This is a genomic window from Tunicatimonas pelagia (assembly GCF_030506325.1).
GTDB lineage: Bacteria > Bacteroidota > Bacteroidia > Cytophagales > Cyclobacteriaceae > Tunicatimonas > Tunicatimonas pelagia.
The window spans coordinates 797000-820377 of sequence record NZ_CP120683.1 but is presented as its reverse complement, the minus strand read 5'-3'; the positions used below and the strand labels follow the sequence as shown (position 1 = coordinate 820377).

Here is a 23378-nt window from a genome sequence, read left to right as displayed (position 1 = left end):
GGACACTCATTCTAAGAAACAACTAATAATCAAGTTGACTGACTCAATAGAAGCGAAAAAAACAAGCGGAGCTAGAATAAATACGCTTTATGGAGCTTGGGAGGATGCCAGGCCAGCCGAGGATATTATTCAAGAAATCAGAGACTCGAGAGTTCAGAGTAAAGAAACAGAAGACTTCGAGTGAAGTATTTGTTGGATACTAATATCTGTATTTACTTTTTCAAGGGTAGGTTTGACCTTGATAAAAAGTTATTGGAGGTAGGGCTATAGAACTGCGCTATTTTAGAGATTACGCTTGCTGAACTGGTGTATGGAGCAGAGAATAGCTCTAATCCTAAGAAACACCATCGCGTAATTGATTCTCTCATTGAAGATATTTCTATTATACCAATTTATGATGCCATTTTAACCTATGCAAAGCAGAAGTCCAGACTGAGAAAGCAAGGGCTGCTCATGAGTGATTTCGATTTTTTAATAGTTCTACTGCTGTAGCCAGTAATATGATTATGGTCACGCAAAATGTGAGGGAGTTTTCTAGATTAGAAGGGATTAAGATAGAGGATTGGACAAAGCAATAGTATCTTATCTTGTGTAGATTAAAAGTCTTTTACTGAGAACTTCATTCGCAGGTTCTTTTCTTCAGTGAATTCTAAGTCAGAAATAGATAAAGACTTTTTAGAAGTTACTTCCTTCACAAAACGGCTTATTCCCCATCGGTAAATATCCTTCGGTTTGTACGTTTTCACTCCTTGGCGAATAATGGGTATGTCTTCTTATTTTGTGTAAGCTAAAATATCCTGAATGAACTACACTGAAAAGTACCCTGCTATCCAGCAACAAATCTACCTAAACACGGCTAGTTGCGGGCTATTATCTATGAAAACTCAGCAGGCTACGCAGCAGTATGCTCAGCAAGGTAGCGTAGGACGAGATGCTTGGTACGAAGAGTTGCCTATCATTCGTCAAGCAGCGGCAAAGTTTATTGGAGCTAGCCCTTCTGAGGTAGCATTGATTAACAATTTCACTTCCAGTATTTATCAGGTTGCCCAGCTTTTGCAGGATCATCGTCGGGTGTTGGTTGTGGCTGATGACTATCCCTCACTATTGCTACCCTGGCACTTGTTGGGTTTTGAAGTGTTTACGGTGGCTGCATTACCCGATGGTAGTATTCCCTTAGAAGCAATTGAGCTAAGTATCCGCCAGCATAACATCGAGATACTAGCAGTCAGCCACATACAGTACAGTAGTGGGTTTCGTCTGCCGTTAGATAAACTCAGTGCTATTCGTCAAGAGCATAATGTCAAGGTAGTAGTGGATGCAACGCAATCGTTGGGTGTAGTGCCTATTGACTTGCAAAAAACTCCGGTAGATGTACTAATTGGTAGTGGGTACAAGTGGCTTACCGCTGGGCTAGGCAGCGGTATTCTGTATATTCACCAAAATTTGCACCCCCAACTACGCCCGAAATTTTTGGGTTTTGGCACAACAGGAAGCGACTTTTCTCCACAAGCTATCGATAATATTCCGTTTACTCCCGAAACGTTAGAGGCTGGGCATTACAATTTCTTCAGCTTATTGGCTCTAAAACAAGCACTGAGCGAACTGCAAGAAATAGGGATCAACCGTATATTTGAGAAAGTTACCCAGTTGCGCCACCAACTGATTGCGGCATTGCCACCCAACGTACAGCTAATTTCTAACTACGAAGCCAATTACATCTCCAGTATTGTGGTAGTTCGTGCCTCAGAAGATGCCGAAGTACAGCTTAAAGCTCAAAACATTATTACCTCCACCCGTCCGAAAGGGTTACGCATTAGTCCTCATTTTTACAATAGCGAAGCCGATATTCAACAGCTTTGCTCAACCTTAGCTAAGTTGTGAGCAAGTGCTCAACTATTGCGCTAGTTGTGCCTTTCTTTATCTTTGCCGTGGTCTCTATCGCTAATTTTTTATGAAGAATAAATCGTTTCCCCTGGTTATCATCATTGCGGTAGCAGCCGGCTCAGCATATTTACTGTTTCGCACAGTACTTGAGCAGAGTGAGCACCCTATTACGTTTGAGCTATTTGCAGCCTTGATTGGGGTTAGTATCACAGTTCTTCTTACCAGTATCTTGCTGCGCCGTCAAACGGTAGCTGAGCTTCAAAAGGAAGAAAACGTACTCTTTTTGGATATGAAGATGAAGGTATATCTCGAGCTCATTGACCAGCTCCAGGATATTATGGCCAAGAAGAATATTTTGGAAGAAGATATGATTGAAATTCGGCTGTTAAATCAAAAAATAGCCTTTATTAGTAGCCAGGAAGTGCTGGAAGCATTCAATAATTTTTCCCGGTGCTATGCTACCAAAGCCTTAAAAGATCGGATGGATGACAATGACATTGATGAGCTATTACGCGAACTCAGCAAAATGAGCTTCCACATCCGCCGCGACCTACTACGCGATACTTCTCACGACGAGGAAAACGAGCTAAAAGTGCGCCGGGCTATCTTACAGAGCAACGAGAATTTGGACATCGAGTAGCGGGGGGCAAGGTGTAAGAAACTGCACCCCAAGACCCATACCCCCAGCACCTCGCCAAAAACTTGTAGAATCTTTGAACCAAATACTTCTACACTTCCTTTACATAAAAACATTAGAAAGTAAGCAATTATGAGTAATCAGCCCGATAAGAAAGACGAAAATAGCTTGAAAGATTATTTTGCGTTTGGTGAAGTGTTTGGCTATTTCTTCCGCAAGAAAGATCCGAACCGGAAGACGAATTTTAACTTGCGGATGATGCACGGCATTAATAAAATATCGATCATTATGTTTTTATTAGGAATTATCTTCCTGATTATCAAAAACGTATTTTAGTGGATATTGAAGCCTACCGTCAGTATTGTCTGGCTAAGCCGGGAGTGACCGAATCTTTTCCGTTTGACGAAGAGGTACTGGTATTTAAAGTAATGAACAAGATGTTTGCCCTAACGGATGTAACACTCTTTACCAGTATCAACCTCAAGTGTGATCCTGAACAGGCGGTAGAGCTACGTGAGCGATATCCAGCCGTACAACCAGGCTATCATATGAACAAACAGCACTGGAATACGGTGCTAATGGACGGCACCATTGGCGATAAGCTAATTACCGAGTGGATTGATCATTCCTACGATCTGATTGTGGCGAGCCTACCAAAGAAACTAAAAGAAGAATTAGCTACGCTGTCATGAGCGGACGAGCATCACCAACTTGGCTGGCCTTGGGCGATTCCTACACCATTGGCGAGGCCGTTCCGCTTCATCTACGCTGGCCTCACCAACTTACCCGTCAGTTGGGCTTTTGTAATCCTCAGTACGTAGCAACCACCGGCTGGACAACCCGTGATTTACTTGACGCTATTACTGAGGCAATATTTACACCACCCTACACCTGGGTTTCTCTGCTGATTGGCGTAAACAATCAGTATCAAGGTTTAGACTTCTCATTGTATCGACCAGAGTTTACCGAGTTGCTGGAGTTTGCCATCGCCCAGACTACCAATGCCCGGCATGTACTGGTACTATCTATTCCTGACTACAGCGTAACCTCATTTGCTCAAGATAAAGACCCTGCGAAGATTCAGCGGGAGATTGAGCAGTACAACCAAGTTAATCGCCAGATAGCCGAAGAATACGGAGTGCGCTACTGTGACATTACCCCGATTTCCCAACAAGCCACCGACGATCCCAGCCTGATAGCCGACGATGGTCTGCACCCTTCGGGAAAGATGTACCAGTTGTGGGGAGAGAAAGTGAAGAACACAGTCAGGTTTTGACTAATTAGTGCTACTACTCGACCAAAACGAAAACAGGAACTTCCCTGATTGTGTCTACCGCAGCGGGCACTCCGTTGAGTGTAACTGTATTGAAAATATACTCAGAGCAGTCATTCCCAGGTTCCTGGCGGGACATCTGCACCACAAGGGTGTCAATAGCATCACCTCGCTCAATGAAGAAATTTTCTACACCGCTTTGCGAGCTAAGTAAAGATACTACAAGGGAAGTTCCGTAGGTGTTTTCACCAATGCCTTCAAAGTTTAGCTCTAAGGTTATTTCCCTACCTCCTTCCAGGTAGAAGATGCGGGTGTTCTCTGGCCGAGTTTCGGAAGCTAATTGGTTGCCGTCAGAGGCACAATCGTAAAGCGAAAAGACTCAGGCTGTACATCGCAAGGCTCAGGTTCATCATCATTGCAGGATACGAACACTACCAACAAAAAAATAAATGAGTACTTGGCAAAAAAAAGCATAAATGGATATAGGTTATAATGACAAAAAATTACTCAAACCGTAGCTTATAGGAAATAGCAGGCAGGATGGGAAATAGGGTGTACTGAACAAACTGCTTCCTTCTGTTGGGCAGTGTATCCCGATCAATGAAGAAGGGGTTACGGCGGTTGTAGGCGTTGTATATTCCGATCGTCCACACTCGCTCACCCCACTTTTTTTCCTTGCTATGCTGAATGTTTACATCCAGCCGATGGTACGGTTGCATCCGAAAACCATTACGCCCCCGAATTTCCTCTACATCACCCTCGCTTACCACATCGCGAAAGTAAAAATCAGCCAGCTCAATAGGGTCGTAAGAGGATACCGGTAGGGTAATAGCCTGACCCGTGCCAAACACCCAGTTAGCCGAAGCCGTGAGCTTACTGGTCCACTGGTACGAGGTGGTTACCGATATGTCATGACGGCGGTCGTAGCGAAAAGGAAAACGCTCGCCAAAGTTCACCTCATCGAATTGTCGGTCAGTCCACGAAAGGGTATAACCTACCCAACCCGTTAGTTTACCAGCGCGCTGTTCTACCAGCAGTTCGGCTCCGTAGCTACGCCCTTCTCCTACAACCACTTTGTCTTGCCAGTCTTCTTCTATGTTTAGAAAGTCGGCTCCATCACGGTACTCTAGTAGGTTATCCATTTCCTTATAATAGCCTTCCAAGCTCACCTGTAAACCATTGCGTAGGGTTTTAGCTAATCCTACTGCCGCCTGCCAAGCTCGCTGCGGACGGATGCGTTCGGTAGCGGGTACCCATAGGTCGGTAGGCAAGCCCAATCCGGAGTTAGTAAGCAGGTGGATGAACTGCGCCATTTGGGCGTAGGAAGCCTTCAGGGCTAAAGATTTGGCTAACAGGTAACGCATTGATACCCGCGGTTGCAGCGAAGTATAGGTTTCTCCTTCCACCTGAAAAGCTGAGGCATGTACGCCCAAATTCATACCGAAGCGGGGCGACGGCTGCCATTGATCCTCTAAGTATACAAAAGTTTCCCAGGCCTCAATAATGGCTGAACCGAGCAACGTATCCCCCGCAATTACATCGTCGGACGCTAGCGTATCAAACACGTAGTTAACTGCCCCTGGATTGAAGGTATGGTGGATAGCACTAGCTCCGAACTGAATATCGTGCTTGGGGTTGGGGGTAAAATTCACATCAACGCGCCCCGCCCAATCTTCAATAGACGAGCGGTAACGTTGGCGCGAGAAATTGTATGCGCTATCGAGGGCAGCTTCGATATCGTTAGTCAGGTTGCCCGATCGGATAGTCTCATACGTTACGTCATTATTGTAGTCGTAGCGGCTGTAGGTGAGAGTGGTATTGCTGAACCAGCGGGGCGCAATGGTGTAGTTCCAGCGCAGGGCGGTAGTAAGGTTGCCCCAGGCCAGGTCAAAATTGTCCCGACTGTTGGTTTGTACGCCTTCTAGTAAGCGACTACGCTCGTCACTGATAGCTCCCTCATCTTGTCCGGCGTAGGCACTTAGGTAGAGATGGTGCTTCTTTCCTAGTCGGGCGTTGACCTTGGCATTGAGATCATAGAAATAATAGTTTACTTGCCCTTCTTCGTCATCATTTACAAACTCATTGAGTAGTGGTTGGGCGATCAAATCCAGGTAGGTACGTCGCCCAGAGATAATAAAAGAGGCTCGGTCTTTGATGATAGGCCCTTCTATTGAGGCACTACCCGAAATAATGCCCAAGCTTGCCTCGCCCGCAAACTGTTTCATGTTGCCCTCTTTCATCCGAATGTCGAGCACCGACGATAGCCGTCCACCGTAGCGAGCTGGAAAACCACCCTTGATGAGTTCCACATAGCTTACCGAACTAGGATTAAAGACCGAAAAGAAGCCAAATAGATGCGATACATTGTAGACGGGTACCCCATCGAGCAGAATGAGATTTTGGTCGGGACTGCCGCCGCGCACGTACAGTCCGGCCGTTCCTTCGTTGCCCGACTGTACCCCTGGTAGTAGCTGTAAGCTCTTAAGCACATCAGCTTCTCCGAGTAAAGCGGGCATTCGTGCTACCTGTTCGGGTGTTATCGACAATACGCTCATCTGCGTACGCTGGTGCACTAAAGCTTCAGGAGCTTCTACTATTACTTCTTCCAGTAGATTGCTAGCGGTCAACTCCACGTTGATGATTATATCCTCTTGGAGTGGGAGGCGTAGCGTTTGTGGAGCGTATCCCACGTAGGAAAATCGTAGTTGTAGCGAATCAGCGGCCGACGTTTCTACACCCGGTATTGTCAAGCTGTAGTAGCCGTAGCGATTAGTTGTTGTACCGCCGTGGGTACTACTTATCACGGTGGCCTGAATTAGTGGCTCGCCAGTCTGAGCATCGCGCACGTAGCCACTCAGTGTGTAGGACTGAGCCAGTGAGAAAGTAGAGTAGAAGACGGGCAGTAAAACCAGCAGTAGACGTAGCATAAGGCCAGGTTAGGGCATAACGTTAGGAATTATTGAATTATAACCTTTTTTTCCATCTGACTAAATCCGGTAAAAATGCCCAGGCCACCCTCAACATTATCGAAAACTTGTACGGGTTGAGCAAAGGGATTATTTTCTACCGAAGCTTGCAAATCGCGGGTATAGTTGTATTGATAGTACTCTTCGGTGGTGGTGCGAAGAAGAATCCGTAGGGTAGTAAGGCCTGCTAACTCACCAATATCTCGGACGATATTTCCTTGGGTATCGTAGGCTGGTTCTGTTAGGATGAAAGGTGGAAAAGATAGTCCAGACGATAAAATAGAGCTTTCTAATAGGTACAGCTTTAGTGTGTACGACTGACCGTTGAAACTTGCATCGGTAAATATGATTTCATCGCGATACTGATCAAACACCTGAGCTACGATTGGGTCATCTGACCTGATATCGGAGAAGCTAGATCGTTCTTCTAAAAGCAACTCTTCGGTTCCAAAAAAACCATCATACTGTAGTAATACCGATAAGCTGTAAAAATTCTCTTCAGGGGGATCCTCAAACTGTATGGTAAGCCCGTAGGCTACTGCATTGTTACTAATATTTGCTTCCGTTCGTTGGTCTAAAGTATCTAGTACGGCCCTGGTGATAGTTATCTGGCTCTCGGGAGCTTGCCCATTAGCGAATAAACTCCCCAGTGTTGGATGGTTCACTTCTAGCGTGTAGTCTTCTCCCGTTTGGGGATAACTACTTTCGGCTCGATAGATACTGTTTCCGATAAATGGGGCGTCCTGAACGTAGTCCAGTATTGCTACGGTTTGTCCATTTTGTAGCACTTGCACTTCTGCATCCGGTACCGAGGCAAATGGTTCACTGTCTAAAATATAGCGATTTTGCGTTAACTCCACTTGCCACACACTGTCGGGGTTAAATAGGCTATTGACCGTCAGTTGCGGAGGATTACGAGGTACGTCTGTTTCTATGGCCGTCTCGCAGGCGGTGATGCAAAAAAATAGCAAACAAGTACAGTAGCGCATGGCAGTAGGTTGAACACTTTAAATATAATCATTTGCCGAATGAGTCTGTACAGTGTAATGTATTATTACTTTGAACAGTAGAATAACCGGAGTGAATTGAAAAATAATGACACGCACATAGTTATCGCGGGGGAAAACACCATCAGCGAAAAATCGTTGGAATAATACCGCCCGTTTTCCATTGGAATCGCTGCGAATTATTGATAATTTTGCCTCTTACCCGATAAATTTCAGTGCTATGATACAGACGTTGGATATTCCAGTAAACCGTACTTCTCAGTCTAAGATCAACCAGGTTGATTTTGAAGATATTCAGTTTGGTAAAATATACTCCGACCACATATTTATTGCCGACTACAACGGTAAGCAGTGGAGCGATCTTCGTATTGAACCCTTTGCCGACCTCACCATGAGTCCCGCCACCTCGGTGTTGCACTACGGTCAGTCCATTTTTGAAGGGTTAAAAGCTTACAAAAACGAAGCAGGTGATGCTCTTATCTTTCGTCCTGATCGGAATGCTGCCCGGTTCAACAAATCGGCCGTGCGGATGTGTATGCCGGAAATATCAGAAGCTGTTTTTCTGGGTGGCTTACGGGAGTTGATTAAACTAGATCAGGACTGGATTCCCGATCGGGCGGGCACATCGCTCTACGTTCGTCCGTTTATGATTGCTACCGATGAATATATTGGGGTGCGCCCTTCAACTACCTATCGTTTTATGATTTTTACTGGGCCGGTAGGCGCGTACTACAGCAAACCCGTTCGGGTGAAAGTAGAAAAAGAATTTGTCCGGGCGGCTGACGGAGGAACTGGATTTGCTAAAACCGCTGGAAACTACGCCGGATCGCTGTATCCGGCGCAATTGGCGGTTAAAGACGGCTACGATCAACTGATGTGGACCGATGCTAAAACCAACGAGTACATTGAAGAGGCAGGCACGATGAACTTGATGCTGGTTATTAACGATACCTTACTTACTCCCCCCACCAGTGGAACCATTTTAGACGGTATCACCCGCGATAGTATTTTGACCTTAGCCAAAGACTGGGGCATGAAGGTAGAAGTCCGTAAAGTAGCCGTTACTGAGATTGTACAAGCAATCGAGCAAAACCGATTACAAGAAGCCTTTGGTGCTGGAACCGCCGCCACCGTAGCTCACATTCAGACGATTGCTAACGACGGTATTGACTACGAACTACCACCCATTGAAAAGCGCGAATTCTCTAATAAAGTGCTCAAAGCCTTAGATGACATCAAGTACGGACGCGCAGCGGACACGCATAATTGGGTGATGAAGATAGACTAACAATGAGTAGTTGATAGTTGACAGGAGATAATGGAAAGTGGTCGAAGAATGAATGACGGTTCGGCAATCAGTAATTCAATTGTGCAGCTATCGTTATACATTTGAGAAATTATGAATCTAAGAAGTTTATACCAAGCGGCGAAGAAAGAACTGGAAGCTTTGAATGGCGGAGAGTTCGTGGATTTTCGTTTAGAGCAGGCAGAACGTAATGATAAGGATAACCTATGGGAGATAGTGGTATCATATTTAGTAGAAAATAAAAATCCGGTAGTTAATCGTTCTTTATCACCACTAAGTATGAGTGACGTGCATAAATACAATCGTATATACAAATCTGTTAAAATTGATGATAATATGGAAGTAGTAGGGCTACGCATATTCTCATGATTCTAATCGATACTAACGCGCTAACATTATTAATAGTAGGTCTGATTGATTCAAACCAGATTGAAAAGCACCGCAGAACTTCAATATACACAGAAAAAGATTTTCATAAGCTTTTAAGTATTATTCAAGATTTCAGCAATCTTTTAATTCTTCCAAATATTTGGACAGAAGTTGACAATCTCCTAAATAATTTTCTCACTGGAAATCTTAAGTGGCCATACATTCAGGTGCTAAGAGAAAGTATTCCAAAAACTTCTGAAAGATATCTGCGTTCTGAGTTGGGGGCTAATAGTAATTATTTTATTAGTATCGGACTCACTGACTCTCTGATTATAGAATTGAGAGAAGAGTATGATCTTTTGATTACAGCCGACTCAAAACTATCTGATTTGGCAAAAGCACACGGCATTACCGTTTATGATCTTAAAGAAGAAAGAAACGAAGACTTTAGATAACAATCATATTCATTTACATTCCACATCGGATTCAAAGAGTTTATCATTCATTAATCATTACGCATCAATCATTAAGATAAATGACTACAGACCAGTTGAAAGACTTGAAAGCCAGAGTAGAGGCTTTAAGGGGGTATCTTTGACTACGATCAGAAGAAAGCCGAAATAGACGACGAGCAGAAACTAACGCTGCAACCCGATTTTTGGAATGACCCACAGGAAGCCGAAAAATTGATGAAAAGCATCCAGACCAAAAAAGTTTGGACCGATAGCTACGAAAAGGCCAAAACTGCCTACGATGACCTGGAAACGCTCTACGAATTCTACGAGATGGATGAGGTGAGCGAAGCCGATATTACAAAAGAGCAGCAGAAAGCAGAAAAGATCATCGAGGATCTGGAGTTCAAGAAAATGCTGAGTGGGGAAGAAGACCAGCTTAGCGCCGTGCTCCAGATTAATCCGGGGGCAGGAGGTACCGAGAGCCAGGATTGGGCCGAGATGCTGATGCGGATGTACATTATGTGGGGTGAGAAAAATGGCTATGCCGTAAAGCAAGTCGATTTCCAACCCGGCGATACCGCTGGAATCAAATCAGTAACCTTGGAGTTTGGGGGTGACTTCGCCTACGGAAATTTGAAATCTGAGAACGGTGTACACCGACTGGTACGAATTTCTCCTTTCAACGCCAATGGTAAACGACAAACATCCTTCGCTTCGGCCTACGTTTACCCGGTGGTGGACGATTCTATTGAGATTGAGGTAAACCCCGCCGATATTACTTGGGAAACCTACCGCTCGGGTGGAGCTGGAGGGCAGAATGTGAATAAGGTGGAAACCGCCGTCCGGCTGCGTCACGCTCCTTCCGGGATTATTGTAGAGTGCCAGCAGGAGCGTTCGCAGTTGCAAAATAAAGAAAAAGCCATGCAGCTACTAAAATCTCGCTTATACCAGCAGGAAATAGAGCGGCGTAATCAGGAGCGCGACGAGATTGAGAGCAATAAAAGCAATATTGATTTTGGCTCGCAAATCCGTAATTATGTGTTGCATCCTTACAAACTGGTAAAAGACGTTCGTACCGGAACCGAAACCTCGGATGTACAAGCCGTGCTAGACGGTGATTTGGATGCGTTTATTAAAGCGTATCTGATGGAGCAATAACCTTTCGGAATAACTACCTAAACCGACTATCAAACTGAAAACTCTCGGTGCTCACCAGTTTGATTTTTGTAAAATCGGGATGACAGGTGTTGAGTAGGAAGTTCCATTCGTAAGGGACAATAGTAGTGGGTACCTTCAAAATCGGGTGTTTATTTTCTGCGTACCAAGTTTGTCCTATCTCTAGGCAGGTAGAACAAAAGCCTTCTCGCCAATTTTTGGGTAAGTTGTTTTCCTGAACCTTTAGAATAGAAAGCTCATCGGGGACAAAAATAATCATAGTGCGGAACAGGGAGTCGTCGCCGCTGTGGCTATGATGTACCAAATTCTCAAGGCAAGCTAACGATCGGGATTCACTAGTGTAACTAACAAATTGCCTATCGTCGTTCCATCGGTTACGAAATCCCGATGCGATCAAGCTGTTGGTGTATTTTGCTTTAGTGATTGATTCGATAAAGTAGCATCAGGAAAAATCGCCGTACTCAATGCGGATTAGCTCGCGTTGTATGAGTTCAATACCAGAGACGTAGTAAAGTAGTTTTTCGGGAATTCTTCCTTCCAGACCATAAGAAGGTTTACTTAACCATCGGGTAAATTCTTTTGAAGTACCAAATACATCTCTCCCTTTCTCAAACAAATCTTTAAGTTTCAGCAAATGCTCAGCATCAGTTTTTTAGAAAAAATGGTTCTCTGACAAAAATGGCGGAAAGCCACAAGAACAAGCGTCATAGTGCGCGACCGTCGCACGGGAAGTATGACGAAGCTATCGTGCGGCGACCGTCTCTCTCACCATAAAGGATATAGTTCCATTGAGATCGCTTCGCAAAGCCTCGCCCACTGCGTGGCGCGATGACGCATAAATAAAGAACTACGCCAAAATTGTCAGAGAATCGAAAAAATAACATTAATAATTATTCGTGAGGGGTGATGGACTATTTTTATCTTCTTCAAAACCTTTTCGCCCATTCTCGTAGACTATATTTTATAGTCATTGACTCATGGCAACTAACCAAAACATTTACACATTCCAGTTTGGTCTGTTGTGTCTAAGTTCATTCCTATTTTTTTCTAGCTTCAACATGATCATTCCCGAACTTCCGGAGTATCTGGATCAGATGGGTGGGGGAGAATACAAGGGGCTGATTATTGCGTTATTCACCCTAACGGCGGGACTATCCCGACCCTTTAGCGGAAAACTGGCCGATACAGTTGGGCGAATACCAATCATGATCTTCGGGGCGGTCATCTGCTTTATCTGCGGGTTTCTCTACCCCCTTGCTACTACCGTTTTCTGGTTTTTGGCTCTACGATTTTTCCACGGACTTTCTACGGGGTTCAAGCCCACGGGAACCGCTGCTTACGTAGCCGACGTAATTCCGGCCAGCCGTCGGGGCGAAGCAATGGGAGTCTTAGGATTATGCGGAAGCCTGGGAATGGCCAGTGGTCCGGCTATCGGCAGTACGCTGGCTAACCTATATTCGTTAGAGGTGACCTTCTACGCTTCGTCCATTTCGGCTATCATGTCGGTACTGATCTTAGCCGGAATGCGTGAAACGCTAGTAGACCGCGAGCCCTTTCGGTTTAAGCTGCTTCGGCTCGACTGGAGCGAAGTAATTGAGCCTCGCGTGTGGGCACCCTGTGTGGTTATGCTATTGACTACCTACTCATTCGGAGTAGCGTTAACTTTACTGCCCGACCAGAGCGATGCATCGGGCATTGATAACCGTGGGCTGGTATTTATGTACATGACCATTGCTTCGGTAGCGGTACGTTTCTTTGCCGGAAAAGCTTCAGATCGCTACGGAAGAGTTATTGTGTTGAAGTGGGCCGCGGGCATTTTGATAATAGGATGCTTGTTTTTAGGGTACGCCCCCTCTGGTTTCTGGCTGCTAGTAGCCGGGGCCATCTTCGGGTTAGCTGTGGGAATGAACACTCCTACAATTTATGCCTGGACGATTGATCTGAGTCATCCGGAGCGGCGGGGGAGGGCCATTGCTACTATGTATATTTCGTTGGAGGTGGGTATTGGATTGGGCGCGTTGACTTCTGGCTGGTTATATAGCAATGAGCTGGAGCGATTGCCTTACGCTTTTGTGGTGGCCAGCTTGTTGTCACTCGTTGCTTTGATATTTATGGTCGTTGCCAAACCAAAGCAAGCTGTGGCCAGTGCCTAAAAAAACCGCCCTCGCAGTAGAAGGCGGTAGTTGCAAATTGAAAGTGATTATTTAAAAAAGTTTAAATCCTAGTGAGAACAACCACTGCTGATTTCTAAGATCGGTATTAAATTGTCGTCCACCCAAGGAAACTTCTTCGCCTAGCGTACTGAGGTTATTTTCGTAGCGCAAATCAAAGGTTAATTTAGAAATATCTAACCCAATTCCTGCCTGGAAACCGACGGTAGCATCATTGTAGTTTTCTTCAATTTCATTTTGAGCGTTGCCATCTCGGGCATCAGAATTTAGCAGTAAGCTAAAAGATGGCCCGGCATTCACCCGAAACAATGGGCCTATTTTAAAGCCAAATAGTATCGGAACATCAAACTTATTGTACCGAATGCTTTTTACTTGATCAACATTAGCATTTATGTTGTCGCTATCAATCACAATTTCGCCTCCGGTGGAAGTGAAGAGTGCTTCCGGCTGTACATAGAAACCTAAGACTGAGAAGCGGGCAAAAAGTCCGGCATGAAATCCTGCTGAGGCATCTCCCCCAGCAATAGCCTGGGCATCGCTTTCAGTTAGCGTTGAATGGCTTATTCCTACCTTGGGGCCTAAGGTAGCAAACTGTCCGTAGCTACTTATTGATAAGCCTACGGCTATTAATACTAAACACACCTGTTTCATAATAAGAAAATTTACGTAAGTAAACGGTTAATTGATTTAATCATTAGTGTTTGTGCACTAGGGATTGTACCCATTTGTCTACAGTAATTTTTGGTCAATAATCAGCCTGATTAAAGTTTATATAAAAGTAACTTACTCCTAAGTAAAGGGCTTTCTGTTATTTAACGCCCGAACCTTTTCCAGTCTTCGCTTAGAGCGAAAGCGTTTCTCAAACGAAAATTTATGCACGATTTGGTGGTTACGCTACCATCCGAACAGTTTACGATAGCTCATGGTAAGTAACCTTCTTCCTATACGTTTCTAATGCCTTAAAATTGTGCAGGAAGGCTCTTGTGGTGTAAGTTGTCAAAAATCGTACCCTAGTGTGAAGTAAAATCTTGGATCGTCAGCTACTACACGGTCTTCAATAGGGTAAGCTAGGTCAAACTTGAGATAGTAGCCTAATAACACGGTACGTATTCCGGCACCGTAGCTCATAAGCCAGGGAAATTTAAAGTTCTGGATTTCAGCAACAAAGGGGCCGCCATCGCTGATCACCTCCGTATTGATGCTATTTTCTTCTCGAAACGGACTGGGGCCAGTCCAAGACGAGCCAATATCGTAGAAACCGATAAATTCTAGGTTACGGAAAAAGTTAGAGGCAATAGGGCCGCGGTAGAAGTAACGAACCACCGGAAATCGCAATTCAGCGGTAAAAGTTAGCACATCAGTACCGTTAAACTTATTGTAGTTGAAACCCCGCAGATCGACAAACTCGGTAAACAAGATGTTGCTATTATCCACATTTTGTTGGATAGCCAGCGGATCTTCCTCTTCTGAATCATCAGTACGGTTAAATATCCAGTTGTGCATGCCTCCTAGCAGATACGACTGCGGATTGTTTCCGAAGAAATTCCCGTAGTAGAGTCGGCCAACCAAGGTTAGTTCGCGGTGTATTTTTTGGTAGTGACGAATGTCTACCTCAATGTTACTAAAGCTGCGAGACACATCATTCAACCCCTGATAGTGGGTGAAGAACGCTCGAGCTTTAGTTCCTTCGTATTTGTTGAGGCCGTAGTTGAGGGTGTTGTCGAAAACTAAGCCCGTTTTTAGCCCTCCGAAGAAAACCGTATTCTCCGATTCAGGTAAGGGGGCTGGTGGGGCAGGGGGGTTGGGATCAAGGTCAATATAATGAGTATTGGCAATAAATGGATTGATCTCCAGGCGGGTAGAAACATTAAACGGCACCGAAGCCCCTACCTGGAAGTGGTTCATAGTATACTTCTGAATGTTCTGGTCGTTGGCATCCCGGAATATCCCGTCGCGTTCGTAGCGAAATGTGAAATCTACCCGATTTTTCAGGTACTGATACTCCGCAAAAACGCTGGCACTCCGCAAGTCAGTAAATTGTACAATACCCCCGGAAAAGCGATGGTTCTCCAGCATATCGTTCATCTGTACCTGAATATGAAAACCAAAATTCCGCAGCGGGTCTATCGTTAAGGAAGTAATCACATTGTCGGCACTAAAGCGGGTCTCGTACGGAACAGGGCCATCGATGCGGGTTTCACGTCGTAGGCGGCGGTAACGCGACAGAAATGAGTTTCCTTCGCTTGCGGGTTGTTTCTGATCACTCTCAAACCGAAACCCATCCGTAGATATGGCTTCGTCGGTCGCTGGACTCTTAGCATCAAAGGCGTAATTGTCCGTATCAATCATTCCCTCTTCCAATTGAGGGGCCTCTCGTTCGCCAAACGAATAGGCATCGGTATCAATAAGGTCTTTCGGTAGCGTATCAGCGTTAATCTGAAGAGCATCGTTCGGAGTAGTTAGACTGTCTAAGTCTACTTCGGGTTGAACAGTGAGGGAGTCGCGAGGGACAAAAGATTTGGGGAACGAAGTTGAATCGGAAGAAGCAGTTGAGGTTCTTCTTTGCTTCTGATTTTCGGCTAGGCGCTGAGAAACCATTCGGGCCTGAATAGCCTGTTGCCGCTGAGTTTTAGGGGTGAATGTACTTTGATCCAAATTAACACCCTCCTCCAAAAACACATAATCTCGTTCATCAGCCAGCATGATGTACCCAATCCGATTATTTTTAAAGTCGATATCAAAATCTTGTAAGCTGACGGCGTAGTTAGAAATTTGGGTAAACAAGCTATCACGAATCTGGTATCGGTATAGATTGTAAATACCTTGCTGGTCGCTGAGGTAATAAATGGTATTCTCGTCTTCGGGAATAGGTTTGATATCTTTACTTATGGTGTTGGTGATGCGCGACAGTAGTGAGTCGGTAGGGTCTGATTCAGGATCGTACCGGAAAATGTTGAAGTTATCCTCAATGTCTTGATTAAGCTGAACATCCCGGGCTTTGGTAGAGGCGAAATATAGGGAGTCATTGGGGCGATTGCTGCTAAAAATAATTTCATCGCTCTTGGGTATAAAGCGCGGGTGTAGGTCATCGTAAATATCGGTAGTGATGCGTTTGAAGGTATTGCGATTAGGGTTGTACAGAAACAAGTCGTTCCGACCGTTCAAGTCAGCACTCATTACTGCTAAGCGGGCACTTTCGTTAAGATCAAAATCCTTTACTTGGTTAAACCGGCGTAACTGAATAGCGCGTTTTCGTTTGTTGCCCTGATCGTACAGCCACAAGTAATTTTGCCCTCGCTCAGTCCCAACAATGCCCAGTATTTGGTCGTTGGCCCAATCCAGCAATGGCACATCTTGGTCAATATCTTGGTCAATAAGCTGAAAACCGCTAGTATGTATGGTTTTGGCTCTCTTGCGCTCTAGGTCGCGGATAATTACTTTATAACGACCATTTTTATTTTCAGAATAAGCCAAAAACCGTCCGCTAGGGCTAAACGCCACTTGATTGTACTTTAGAGACTGGCGGTTTTTATTACGTATCCGATCATCATCTAGCGGGTACTGGTAAACATCAGCCGTTTGGCTCGACATTTCGGCGTAGAAAGACTGCCATTGTCGTGAAAACAGGCGAAAGGGGATGCCTAGCGTATTGACAATACTGCTTTCTTCATTACGAATAATGCGGGTAAGGTTCAGTATATTGGAAATACTACTGCGACCGTAACGGGCAGCAATAAAATTCCAAACCGACTGACCCACAATAGCAGACTCTTCGCCAGTGAATTTGGTAAGCTTAACGTTTCGTTTTTCGTGGAACAGCTCCCGCATAAAATCGTCCATCTCAATGCTCCAACCCTGAGCAATGTAGCGAGCCGCCCCCTGAATAAACCACTCGGGTAACGTTAGCAAATAAGCCGATTGAAACATGTCAGTAAGGCTACCGCCAAACATCATGTCGTTAATGAGCATTTCGGATATTTGCTGTACTAACTCGTTTCTAAACGCTACCATACTACCGGGGTACGCTACTTCTACCTGCGACTTCACAAAATCAGTCTGGCCACCCACGGTGTAAGACTTACCTTTTACTCCTACATTACTCTGTTGGAGGTCAACCGTAGAGTTGTAAAGAAAAATTTTGGTCTTGGTATAGGGGGCGTATCCAATTACATCAGTAATGCGTTCAAATTCCTTCTCCAAAAATTTGGCAGCAATGAGGGCATTATCCTGGCCACCGTCGTAAAAGTATACGTCGAAGTTGTCAGAACTGTAGTAGCGCCAGTTGAAATTTTTGAATTGTACCCGGTTTTTGCCGAAGCGCTCCCGGTTAATTTGAGCGTGCGACTCTCCTATAAATCCGCAGAGTAGACTTAACAGAAGGGTGTATTTTAGTAGATTTATTCCATTCATTAGCTCACGGCGTGGTAAAAACTTTCAAAACGTTGAATATCGGTTTCCGGATGTAAGGTGGCTGATTCAGTTAGAAAGCGGGTGAAGTGTTGGGCAAAATAGGGGGCTAATGACACTCCCTTGGTGCCTAACCCATTAAAAATACCTAATGTTTTATGGTTAGGGTGCATTCCGATAAAAGGTCGGCGGTCGCGAGTAGCGGGACGCACTCCCGCCCACTGGTTCACCACCCGGTAGGGCGTGGTTAGTAGCTTATCCAGTTTGTTCTGCAAAGTGTTTCTCCCTTTTTCAGTAGGGGCAAACGTTAAATCCTGATGGTCGTAGGTAGAACCTACTTTATACTTATCACCGAATGGCATCACAAATATTCCTCTATTGAAGACGATGTTACTCTTTTTTTCAGTATCAATCAAGAGTATTTCCCCTTTCACGGGCTGATAAGGCAACCAACGAAAGAAAGAATTGCGGTATCCGTCGGCACCATCGCAGAAAATGAGCCAACGACTGTGGTAATCTCCGTATTGAACCCCTGTTTTTTCTAGTCGTAATCGTGTAACGTCAAAAATTTCTTCCTGGTATACAGTCTGCTCACGAAAATACTGCTGCATTGCCGATAAAAGTGTTGGCAAATCTACGTAGCCTGATTGCCGAAGTAGAATACCTCCCAGCGGATCATTAATATAGTCGCCAAAGTTGCTGTGCTGAAATACCTGACTGATGTAGGGCTGATAGATAGACTGAGGAGCCAGAATACTCCAGTCAGAACGTTCGGCATTGGTGAGAAAAGGCCGATAAATGGGCATTGGGTGCAGAAACCGTTGCTGGGTGAGCGACTCTAATTGGCGGTAAAACGGCTCAATTTCTGGAAAAATTTTATCGGCCAACCAGGTTTTTACCATCTTTCGCCCGGTAATTGGATTGTACAATCCGGCGGCGGCTCGCGAAGCAGTTTCGGGTTTGCTATGGTTGATGATTTGAACGCGGCAGCCGGCTTGCATCAGATAGTAACTTAGCGCGGTACCGGCCAAGCCCTGCCCAACCACTAAAACATCTACTTTTGTCATATTCTTGTAAACCAGCTAACAAGTTGATAAGTTGCCAAAAAAAGATTGACCTACCTCACCAAATATATTCCTAATACCATTACGCTCAGCAACTTGCTCAGCGGATGTTTTGGCATTGTAGCGGCTACCCGAGGCGATTTGGAGATGGCCGCCTACTTTATTTGGATTGCGGCCTTGCTAGACTTTGCCGATGGCTTAGTAGCCCGAGCACTAAAAGCATACTCTTCTATTGGGGGCGACCTCGACTCCCTAGCCGATATGGTAAGCTTTGGGGTGCTGCCTTCCTTTATTATGTTTGGCCTGATAGAAAGTGCGCTGGAGGTAAAAGGTACCTGGATTCCCTATCTGGCCTTCGTGATCGCGGCATTTTCGGCATTACGCTTGGCCATTTTCAATGTGGATACTCGCCAGACTGATAAATTCATCGGCTTACCCACCCCATCTAGTGCGCTATTAATCAGTGCTTTACCATTGGGTACTCTTCCTTGGTTTCAAATGTTGATTGCTAGTCCGGGCTTTCTGATTATTCTGGCTCTAGTAGATGCCTATTTGTTGGTGGCCAGTATTGAGCTGCTGGCGTTTAAGTTCAAGAATTATAGCTGGGCTGATAATCAGCTCAAATATATTTTCATGATACTATCAATTATTTTGTTTGTGTTGCTGCGGTCGGTAGCTATTCCCGTAGTTTTGGTGCTGTATATTATCGTTTCAGTAATTGTTTCAACAAAGTCAACCCGTGACCCAACAACCGAGTAGAAAATTATTTACTTTTGCCGATGAAAAAGAAAAAAGGAAGACGGAGGATGGAGAACGGAGTTCCTACAACTACAACCCGTTCTCCTTTTTCCCTTTTCCGTCCTCCATTTTCATATCTCACATCTAATTTATATGGAATTTATTGCTAAAATCAATGTAATGCCCAAGAAGGAAATCTTAGACCCACAGGGAAAAGCCGTTCGTCTTGGGCTGGAAAACCTAGGGTTGAATAGTGTTGAAGATGTTAGGGTAGGGCGGCACATTACCGTACAGCTTTCGGCTAGTGATGAAGCTCAGGCGAAGCAAATGGTGGAAGAAGCCTGTCAGAAGCTGTTGGCTAATTTGATTATGGAAAGCTACGAGTACGAATTAGCAGCCGGGTAAACGTAAGTTTTAGCCTGTTTTTCCGCCAGCTATTTATACTAAAGTCCCCAAAAAAACGTGAATGGATTGACGAACCGGGTCATGATGCGGGTACTTTTACTATTTCTAATTATTGAACTACTATCGGTCCGAAGTTGGGCTCAGAATGCTTCGGTGCTAGCCGAAGGAAACTGGTATAAGTTTGCAGTTACCGAAGATGGTCTGTATCGCCTATCTGGTAGCGAACTGGCTGCTTTAGGTGTTGATGTATCATCTGTTTCATCAGCAACTATTCAAGTGTTCGGCCAAGGAGGGGGAATGTTACCACAGTCGCTGGCAGAACCTCGCTCAAACGATCTGCCCGAAGTAGCTATCTGGGTAGAAGACGGGGACGACGACCGTCTGGATGCTGACGATTACCTGCTTTTTTACGGACAATCTCCTCATAATCTTCATTTTGCCTCAGATGATGAGCTAGGGCATCGACCTACTTATCAAAAAAATCTGTACAGCGATACTGCTTACTATTTCTTGACCTTAGGAAGCAATTTAGGCAAACGAGTTCAATCGGCTGCGGGAGTAGACAATCCCGCCTGGACTACGGATTACTACCAAGATGCGCTGGTACACGAAGAAGAACTGTATAATTTGCTCCAGACCTACTGGCAGGGCGGCTCGGGGCGAGAGTGGTTGGGTGAAGAACTAACCACCGGAGAATCGAGAGAGGTTAGCTTGCCTGCAGTAACTTGGCGTTCCGAACAGTCCCTGCGGGTGCATACCCGAGTAGTAGGGCGATCCGAAAGTTCAGCCGAAGTGCAAATTTCAGTCAACGGGAATGCGATAGGAGAAATATCATTAGATCCGGTTCTTTCGGGAACCTACACTCAGAAGGGAAAGATCAGTCAAGCCTCCTTTTCGGCCAATGCTGATCAGTCGGGTGATGCTACGGTTACCTTATCGCTGAGTGGTAATCAAGCCCGAGCCAATCTGGATCAATTAATTTTGGAGGGCGCGCGCGCACTAACAATTCCAGCCGATAAACCTGTCCGCTTTCGTAATCTGGAAAGTACGAGTTATCCTACTACGCAGTTCCGCCTCAGTGCCGATCAAACTCCGGTCGTCTGGGATGTGTCTAATCCGCAGGAACCAACCCTACTAACGGTAAACGCAACTAATAGTCAGTGGGCTTTCGCCACGGTTACCAGAGATATACTGAAAGAATTTGTAGCGGGAACTTCCACCGGCTTTTTATCTCCAACGTTCTCTGGAACGGTAGCAAATCAAAACCTGAAGGGCGGCGATGTGCCCAATTTGGTAATTGTTACCCGAGAAGATTTAGTGCCGGAAGCGCAACGGCTAGCCGATTTTCGACGCACTTTCAACCAGATTAGTGTGCAGGTAGTCACCAACCAGCAGATATACAACGAATTTTCTTCAGGAACCCCCGATGTTACCGCTCTACGGAACTATCTGAAGTACTTGTACGACCGTCAGCCCGATCAGCTTCAGGCGGTGCTGCTTTTTGGCAAAGGTTCTTACGACTACAAAGAGTACACTGAGAACAATACGAATATTGTGCCGATTTATCAGTCCCGAAATTCGGTGCACCCTATTTACAGCTACGCCTCGGACGATTACTTCGGGTTTTTAGAAGATGATGAAGGAGAGTGGGTAGAAAGTTTTGCCGGAGATCATACGCTAGATATTGGTGTGGGACGGTTACCGGTTAAAAATGCCACTGAAGCTACGAGTGTAGTGGATAAATTGATTCACTACCAAACCAGTGAAGCCACCTTTGGGCAATGGCGAAACCAGCTAGTATTTGTAGCCGACGATGGTGATAATGATAAACACCAGCGCGACGCGGAACGCTTGGCTCAGTTTGTAGATACCGCTTACGTTTCGTTCTCTATCCGAAAAATTTATACCGATGCCTTCGAGCAATTGCAGCTTCCGGGAAGGGAAGAAGCCCCCGAAGTTAGCCGAGAGATTGAAGATGCTATTAAGCAAGGGGCACTTATTATGAACTACACCGGGCACGGTAGCGAAACCCGCTGGGCGCAGGAGAGTATTTTGACCACGGGCATGATTAACCGCTTTCGCAATTACGATCGGTTGCCCTTTTTTGTAACCGCTACCTGCGAATTTGGTCGGCACGATAGCCCCCAAGAAATATCCGGAGCTGAAAAGCTAATTTTGAGTGAAGAGGGCGGTGCAATTGGCCTGGTAACCACTTCGCGTCCGGTATTCTCTAATTCTAATTTCTTACTCAATCGCGCTTTTTACGATGAAGTGTTTCGGCGGGAGGGCGGGCAACCGCTTACCTTGGGCGAAATTTTTCGTCGTACTAAAAACAACGGACTGAATGGGCCAGTAAATCGTAATTTTTCGTTACTCGGCGACCCTAGTATGGTTTTGGCCTATCCGCAGGCTCGGGTAAGCATAGAGCAGTTAGCAGTGCGACAGGCTAATGAACAGTTCATCGTTACGGATACGCTGCGGGCACTAGATTATGTGCAATTGACGGGTACGGTGGTTTCGCCCGCTACCCAGCAAGTTCTTATCAACTTCAGTGGAACGGTGGAGGTAGAGGTGCTAGATAAGAGCACTTTACGACGTACGCAAGGAAATGAGGGAACGTTCATGCAATTTGAGGAGCGAAACTCCGTTATTCACCGGGGAAAAGCCCGCGTTGTGGACGGGCAGTTTATGTTAAACTTTGTAGTGCCCAAAAATATTGTTTATCAAACCGGCCAGGGTAAAATTACTGCTTACGCCAGTAGCGCCCGAGCTGAAGAAGGTGGGGACGCCCACGGAGCCTCGGTTGATTTTATCATAGGCGGAAGCCAGCGTTCGACAGTGGAGGATGCTGTGGCTCCGGCCATTACGCTTTTTATGGATGATACCACTTTTGTGGACGGAGGGCTTACCGGAACTAATTCGTTATTGCTGGCTCAGCTAAACGATGAACACGGCATATCTATTAGCTCGAGTGGCTTGGGTCAAACAATTACTGCCGAGCTCTTCTATGAAGAAACTGAAGAAAGTCGTACTTTCGTGCTAAATGATTTTTACCAAGCTGATGTAGATAATTTTCAGTCGGGATGGATTCGTTATCCGATGGATGGGTTGGAAGAGGGCAAATATCGGTTGACACTACAAGCTTGGGACACGTATAATAATTCGGGAGAAGCAGAACTTTCGTTTTGGGTAGGCGAAGAAGGAACATTTTGGGTTACAAATGTTTATAATTACCCCAATCCTTTCTCCGAAGAAACCCGGTTTGTGCTAGATCATAACCAACCGGGCACTATTTTAGACGTTACCATACAAATCTACAATAATCAGGGAGAGTTAGTCCACCAGATGCAGACCACTCAGCCAGAAGTAACTACTCGGTTGGCTGATCTATACTGGGATGGACGAACTACCGCTGGGGCGCATTTGCCTTCCGGGGTTTATTATGCTAATATTAGGATTAGAAGTACACAATCGAACACTGTTGAACAAAAAACGCATCAACTCATTATTGCTCATTAGT

At 45.3% G+C, this 23378-nt stretch carries 21 protein-coding genes; 13 read left to right on the top strand and 8 right to left on the bottom strand.

Translation table 11 applies throughout. From position 1 onward, the window contains the following. Nucleotides 1-596: 596 nt before the first annotated feature. Nucleotides 597-746 carry a hypothetical protein gene (locus P0M28_RS03275; RefSeq protein ID WP_302208047.1) on the bottom strand — a complete coding sequence of 50 codons (150 nt, stop codon included), beginning with the start codon at nt 744-746 and terminating at the stop codon, nt 597-599. Between the two features lie 55 nt (nt 747-801). Here P0M28_RS03275 and P0M28_RS03270 point away from each other — a divergent pair, with 55 nt between their 5' ends. The 5 genes from P0M28_RS03270 (at nt 802) to P0M28_RS03250 (ending at nt 3797) form a co-directional block, all read left to right on the top strand. Next, nucleotides 802-1881 (top strand): aminotransferase class V-fold PLP-dependent enzyme, encoded by a 1080-nt coding sequence (locus tag P0M28_RS03270; RefSeq protein WP_302208045.1) that lies wholly within the window; start codon nt 802-804, stop codon nt 1879-1881. A gap of 70 nt (nt 1882-1951) precedes the next feature. Then, nucleotides 1952-2524 (top strand): hypothetical protein, encoded by a 573-nt coding sequence (locus P0M28_RS03265; protein ID WP_302208044.1) that lies wholly within the window; start codon nt 1952-1954, stop codon nt 2522-2524. Nucleotides 2525-2653: 129 nt separating this feature from the next. Further along, complete coding sequence (locus P0M28_RS03260) at nt 2654-2857, top strand: DUF6728 family protein (protein ID WP_302208042.1); 204 nt, start codon at nt 2654-2656, stop codon at nt 2855-2857. Further along, complete coding sequence (locus tag P0M28_RS03255; protein ID WP_302208040.1) at nt 2857-3213, top strand: MmcQ/YjbR family DNA-binding protein; 357 nt, start codon at nt 2857-2859, stop codon at nt 3211-3213. Before P0M28_RS03260 ends, P0M28_RS03255 begins: the two co-directional genes overlap by 1 nt. Beyond that, the gene (locus P0M28_RS03250) at nt 3210-3797 is read left to right on the top strand and encodes an SGNH/GDSL hydrolase family protein (protein ID WP_302208038.1); all 588 of its coding nucleotides are present in this window, start codon (nt 3210-3212) and stop codon (nt 3795-3797) included. Before P0M28_RS03255 ends, P0M28_RS03250 begins: the two co-directional genes overlap by 4 nt. A 500-nt stretch (nt 3798-4297) precedes the next feature. Here the strand turns inward: P0M28_RS03250 and P0M28_RS03245 are convergent, their stop codons facing one another. Both P0M28_RS03245 and P0M28_RS03240 read right to left on the bottom strand, forming a co-directional pair. Beyond that, nucleotides 4298-6721, bottom strand: coding sequence for a TonB-dependent receptor (locus P0M28_RS03245; RefSeq protein ID WP_302208036.1), 2424 nt, complete (start codon nt 6719-6721; stop codon nt 4298-4300). 29 nt (nt 6722-6750) lie between these two features. Further along, nucleotides 6751-7749: a DUF4249 domain-containing protein gene (locus P0M28_RS03240; RefSeq protein WP_302208035.1), complete on the bottom strand. Its 999-nt coding sequence runs from the start codon at nt 7747-7749 to the stop codon at nt 6751-6753. Between the two features lie 238 nt (nt 7750-7987). Here P0M28_RS03240 and P0M28_RS03235 point away from each other — a divergent pair, with 238 nt between their 5' ends. From P0M28_RS03235 to prfB, 4 genes are all read left to right on the top strand, one after another. After that, complete coding sequence (locus tag P0M28_RS03235; protein ID WP_302208034.1) at nt 7988-9055, top strand: branched-chain amino acid aminotransferase; 1068 nt, start codon at nt 7988-7990, stop codon at nt 9053-9055. A gap of 111 nt (nt 9056-9166) precedes the next feature. After that, nucleotides 9167-9442: a hypothetical protein gene (locus P0M28_RS03230; RefSeq protein ID WP_302208033.1), complete on the top strand. Its 276-nt coding sequence runs from the start codon at nt 9167-9169 to the stop codon at nt 9440-9442. Next, on the top strand, nt 9439-9897 hold the full coding sequence (locus P0M28_RS03225; RefSeq protein WP_302208031.1) for a PIN domain-containing protein: 459 nt from the start codon (nt 9439-9441) through the stop codon (nt 9895-9897). Before P0M28_RS03230 ends, P0M28_RS03225 begins: the two co-directional genes overlap by 4 nt. 80 nt (nt 9898-9977) lie before the next feature. Continuing rightward, nucleotides 9978-11055, top strand: a protein-coding gene (prfB, locus tag P0M28_RS03220; protein ID WP_302208030.1) for a peptide chain release factor 2 whose coding sequence is annotated in 2 segments (ribosomal slippage) — nt 9978-10037 and nt 10039-11055 — 1077 coding nt in all. Because the reading frame shifts where the segments join, the coding sequence is not laid out codon by codon here. Between the two features lie 13 nt (nt 11056-11068). Here prfB and P0M28_RS03215 read toward each other — a convergent pair. Then, complete coding sequence (locus P0M28_RS03215; protein WP_436841401.1) at nt 11069-11497, bottom strand: RES family NAD+ phosphorylase; 429 nt, start codon at nt 11495-11497, stop codon at nt 11069-11071. 18 nt (nt 11498-11515) lie between these two features. Further along, nucleotides 11516-11707 (bottom strand): MbcA/ParS/Xre antitoxin family protein, encoded by a 192-nt coding sequence (locus tag P0M28_RS03210; protein ID WP_302208026.1) that lies wholly within the window; start codon nt 11705-11707, stop codon nt 11516-11518. Nucleotides 11708-12131: 424 nt separating this feature from the next. Here P0M28_RS03210 and P0M28_RS03205 point away from each other — a divergent pair, with 424 nt between their 5' ends. Next, entirely contained in the window at nt 12132-13226 is a 1095-nt protein-coding gene (locus P0M28_RS03205) for an MFS transporter (RefSeq protein WP_436841357.1), read from the top strand. A gap of 51 nt (nt 13227-13277) precedes the next feature. On the opposite strand, the gene P0M28_RS03200 is transcribed toward P0M28_RS03205, so the two are convergent. The 3 genes from P0M28_RS03200 to P0M28_RS03190 all read right to left on the bottom strand — a co-directional run bounded on the left by P0M28_RS03200 (nt 13278) and on the right by P0M28_RS03190 (nt 18718). Further along, the gene (locus tag P0M28_RS03200) at nt 13278-13895 is read right to left on the bottom strand and encodes a porin family protein (protein WP_302208022.1); all 618 of its coding nucleotides are present in this window, start codon (nt 13893-13895) and stop codon (nt 13278-13280) included. Between the two features lie 345 nt (nt 13896-14240). Next, a complete protein-coding gene (locus P0M28_RS03195; protein ID WP_302208021.1) occupies nt 14241-17654 on the bottom strand; it encodes a BamA/TamA family outer membrane protein in 3414 nt (1137 codons plus the stop codon). Next, the gene (locus P0M28_RS03190; RefSeq protein WP_302208020.1) at nt 17654-18718 is read right to left on the bottom strand and encodes an NAD(P)/FAD-dependent oxidoreductase; all 1065 of its coding nucleotides are present in this window, start codon (nt 18716-18718) and stop codon (nt 17654-17656) included. The genes P0M28_RS03195 and P0M28_RS03190 overlap by 1 nt, the downstream gene beginning before the upstream one ends. Before the next feature lie 45 nt (nt 18719-18763). Between P0M28_RS03190 and pssA the strand changes: the two genes are divergently transcribed. From pssA to porU, 3 genes are all read left to right on the top strand, one after another. Beyond that, nucleotides 18764-19474: a CDP-diacylglycerol--serine O-phosphatidyltransferase gene (pssA, locus tag P0M28_RS03185; RefSeq protein WP_302208019.1), complete on the top strand. Its 711-nt coding sequence runs from the start codon at nt 18764-18766 to the stop codon at nt 19472-19474. 132 nt (nt 19475-19606) lie between these two features. After that, nucleotides 19607-19858: a phosphoribosylformylglycinamidine synthase subunit PurS gene (purS, locus tag P0M28_RS03180; protein ID WP_302208018.1), complete on the top strand. Its 252-nt coding sequence runs from the start codon at nt 19607-19609 to the stop codon at nt 19856-19858. 66 nt (nt 19859-19924) lie between these two features. Further along, nucleotides 19925-23377: a type IX secretion system sortase PorU gene (gene porU / locus P0M28_RS03175; protein ID WP_302208017.1), complete on the top strand. Its 3453-nt coding sequence runs from the start codon at nt 19925-19927 to the stop codon at nt 23375-23377. Nucleotide 23378: the final 1 nt, after the last annotated feature.

What these genes read in the sequence shown, in the direction of transcription:
- purS (WP_302208018.1), top strand. Translation starts at nt 19,607, where the DNA reads ATGGAATTTATTGCTAAAATCAATGTAATGCCCAAGAAGGAAATCTTA.
- P0M28_RS03270 (WP_302208045.1), top strand. Translation starts at nt 802, where the DNA reads ATGAACTACACTGAAAAGTACCCTGCTATCCAGCAACAAATCTACCTA.
- P0M28_RS03200 (WP_302208022.1), bottom strand. Translation starts at nt 13,895, where the DNA reads ATGAAACAGGTGTGTTTAGTATTAATAGCCGTAGGCTTATCAATAAGT.
- P0M28_RS03230 (WP_302208033.1), top strand. Translation starts at nt 9,167, where the DNA reads ATGAATCTAAGAAGTTTATACCAAGCGGCGAAGAAAGAACTGGAAGCT.
- P0M28_RS03225 (WP_302208031.1), top strand. Translation starts at nt 9,439, where the DNA reads ATGATTCTAATCGATACTAACGCGCTAACATTATTAATAGTAGGTCTG.
- P0M28_RS03250 (WP_302208038.1), top strand. Translation starts at nt 3,210, where the DNA reads ATGAGCGGACGAGCATCACCAACTTGGCTGGCCTTGGGCGATTCCTAC.
- P0M28_RS03195 (WP_302208021.1), bottom strand. Translation starts at nt 17,654, where the DNA reads ATGAATGGAATAAATCTACTAAAATACACCCTTCTGTTAAGTCTACTC.
- P0M28_RS03245 (WP_302208036.1), bottom strand. Translation starts at nt 6,721, where the DNA reads ATGCTACGTCTACTGCTGGTTTTACTGCCCGTCTTCTACTCTACTTTC.
- P0M28_RS03265 (WP_302208044.1), top strand. Translation starts at nt 1,952, where the DNA reads ATGAAGAATAAATCGTTTCCCCTGGTTATCATCATTGCGGTAGCAGCC.
- P0M28_RS03260 (WP_302208042.1), top strand. Translation starts at nt 2,654, where the DNA reads ATGAGTAATCAGCCCGATAAGAAAGACGAAAATAGCTTGAAAGATTAT.
- P0M28_RS03240 (WP_302208035.1), bottom strand. Translation starts at nt 7,749, where the DNA reads ATGCGCTACTGTACTTGTTTGCTATTTTTTTGCATCACCGCCTGCGAG.
- P0M28_RS03190 (WP_302208020.1), bottom strand. Translation starts at nt 18,718, where the DNA reads ATGACAAAAGTAGATGTTTTAGTGGTTGGGCAGGGCTTGGCCGGTACC.
- P0M28_RS03205 (WP_436841357.1), top strand. Translation starts at nt 12,132, where the DNA reads ATGATCATTCCCGAACTTCCGGAGTATCTGGATCAGATGGGTGGGGGA.
- P0M28_RS03235 (WP_302208034.1), top strand. Translation starts at nt 7,988, where the DNA reads ATGATACAGACGTTGGATATTCCAGTAAACCGTACTTCTCAGTCTAAG.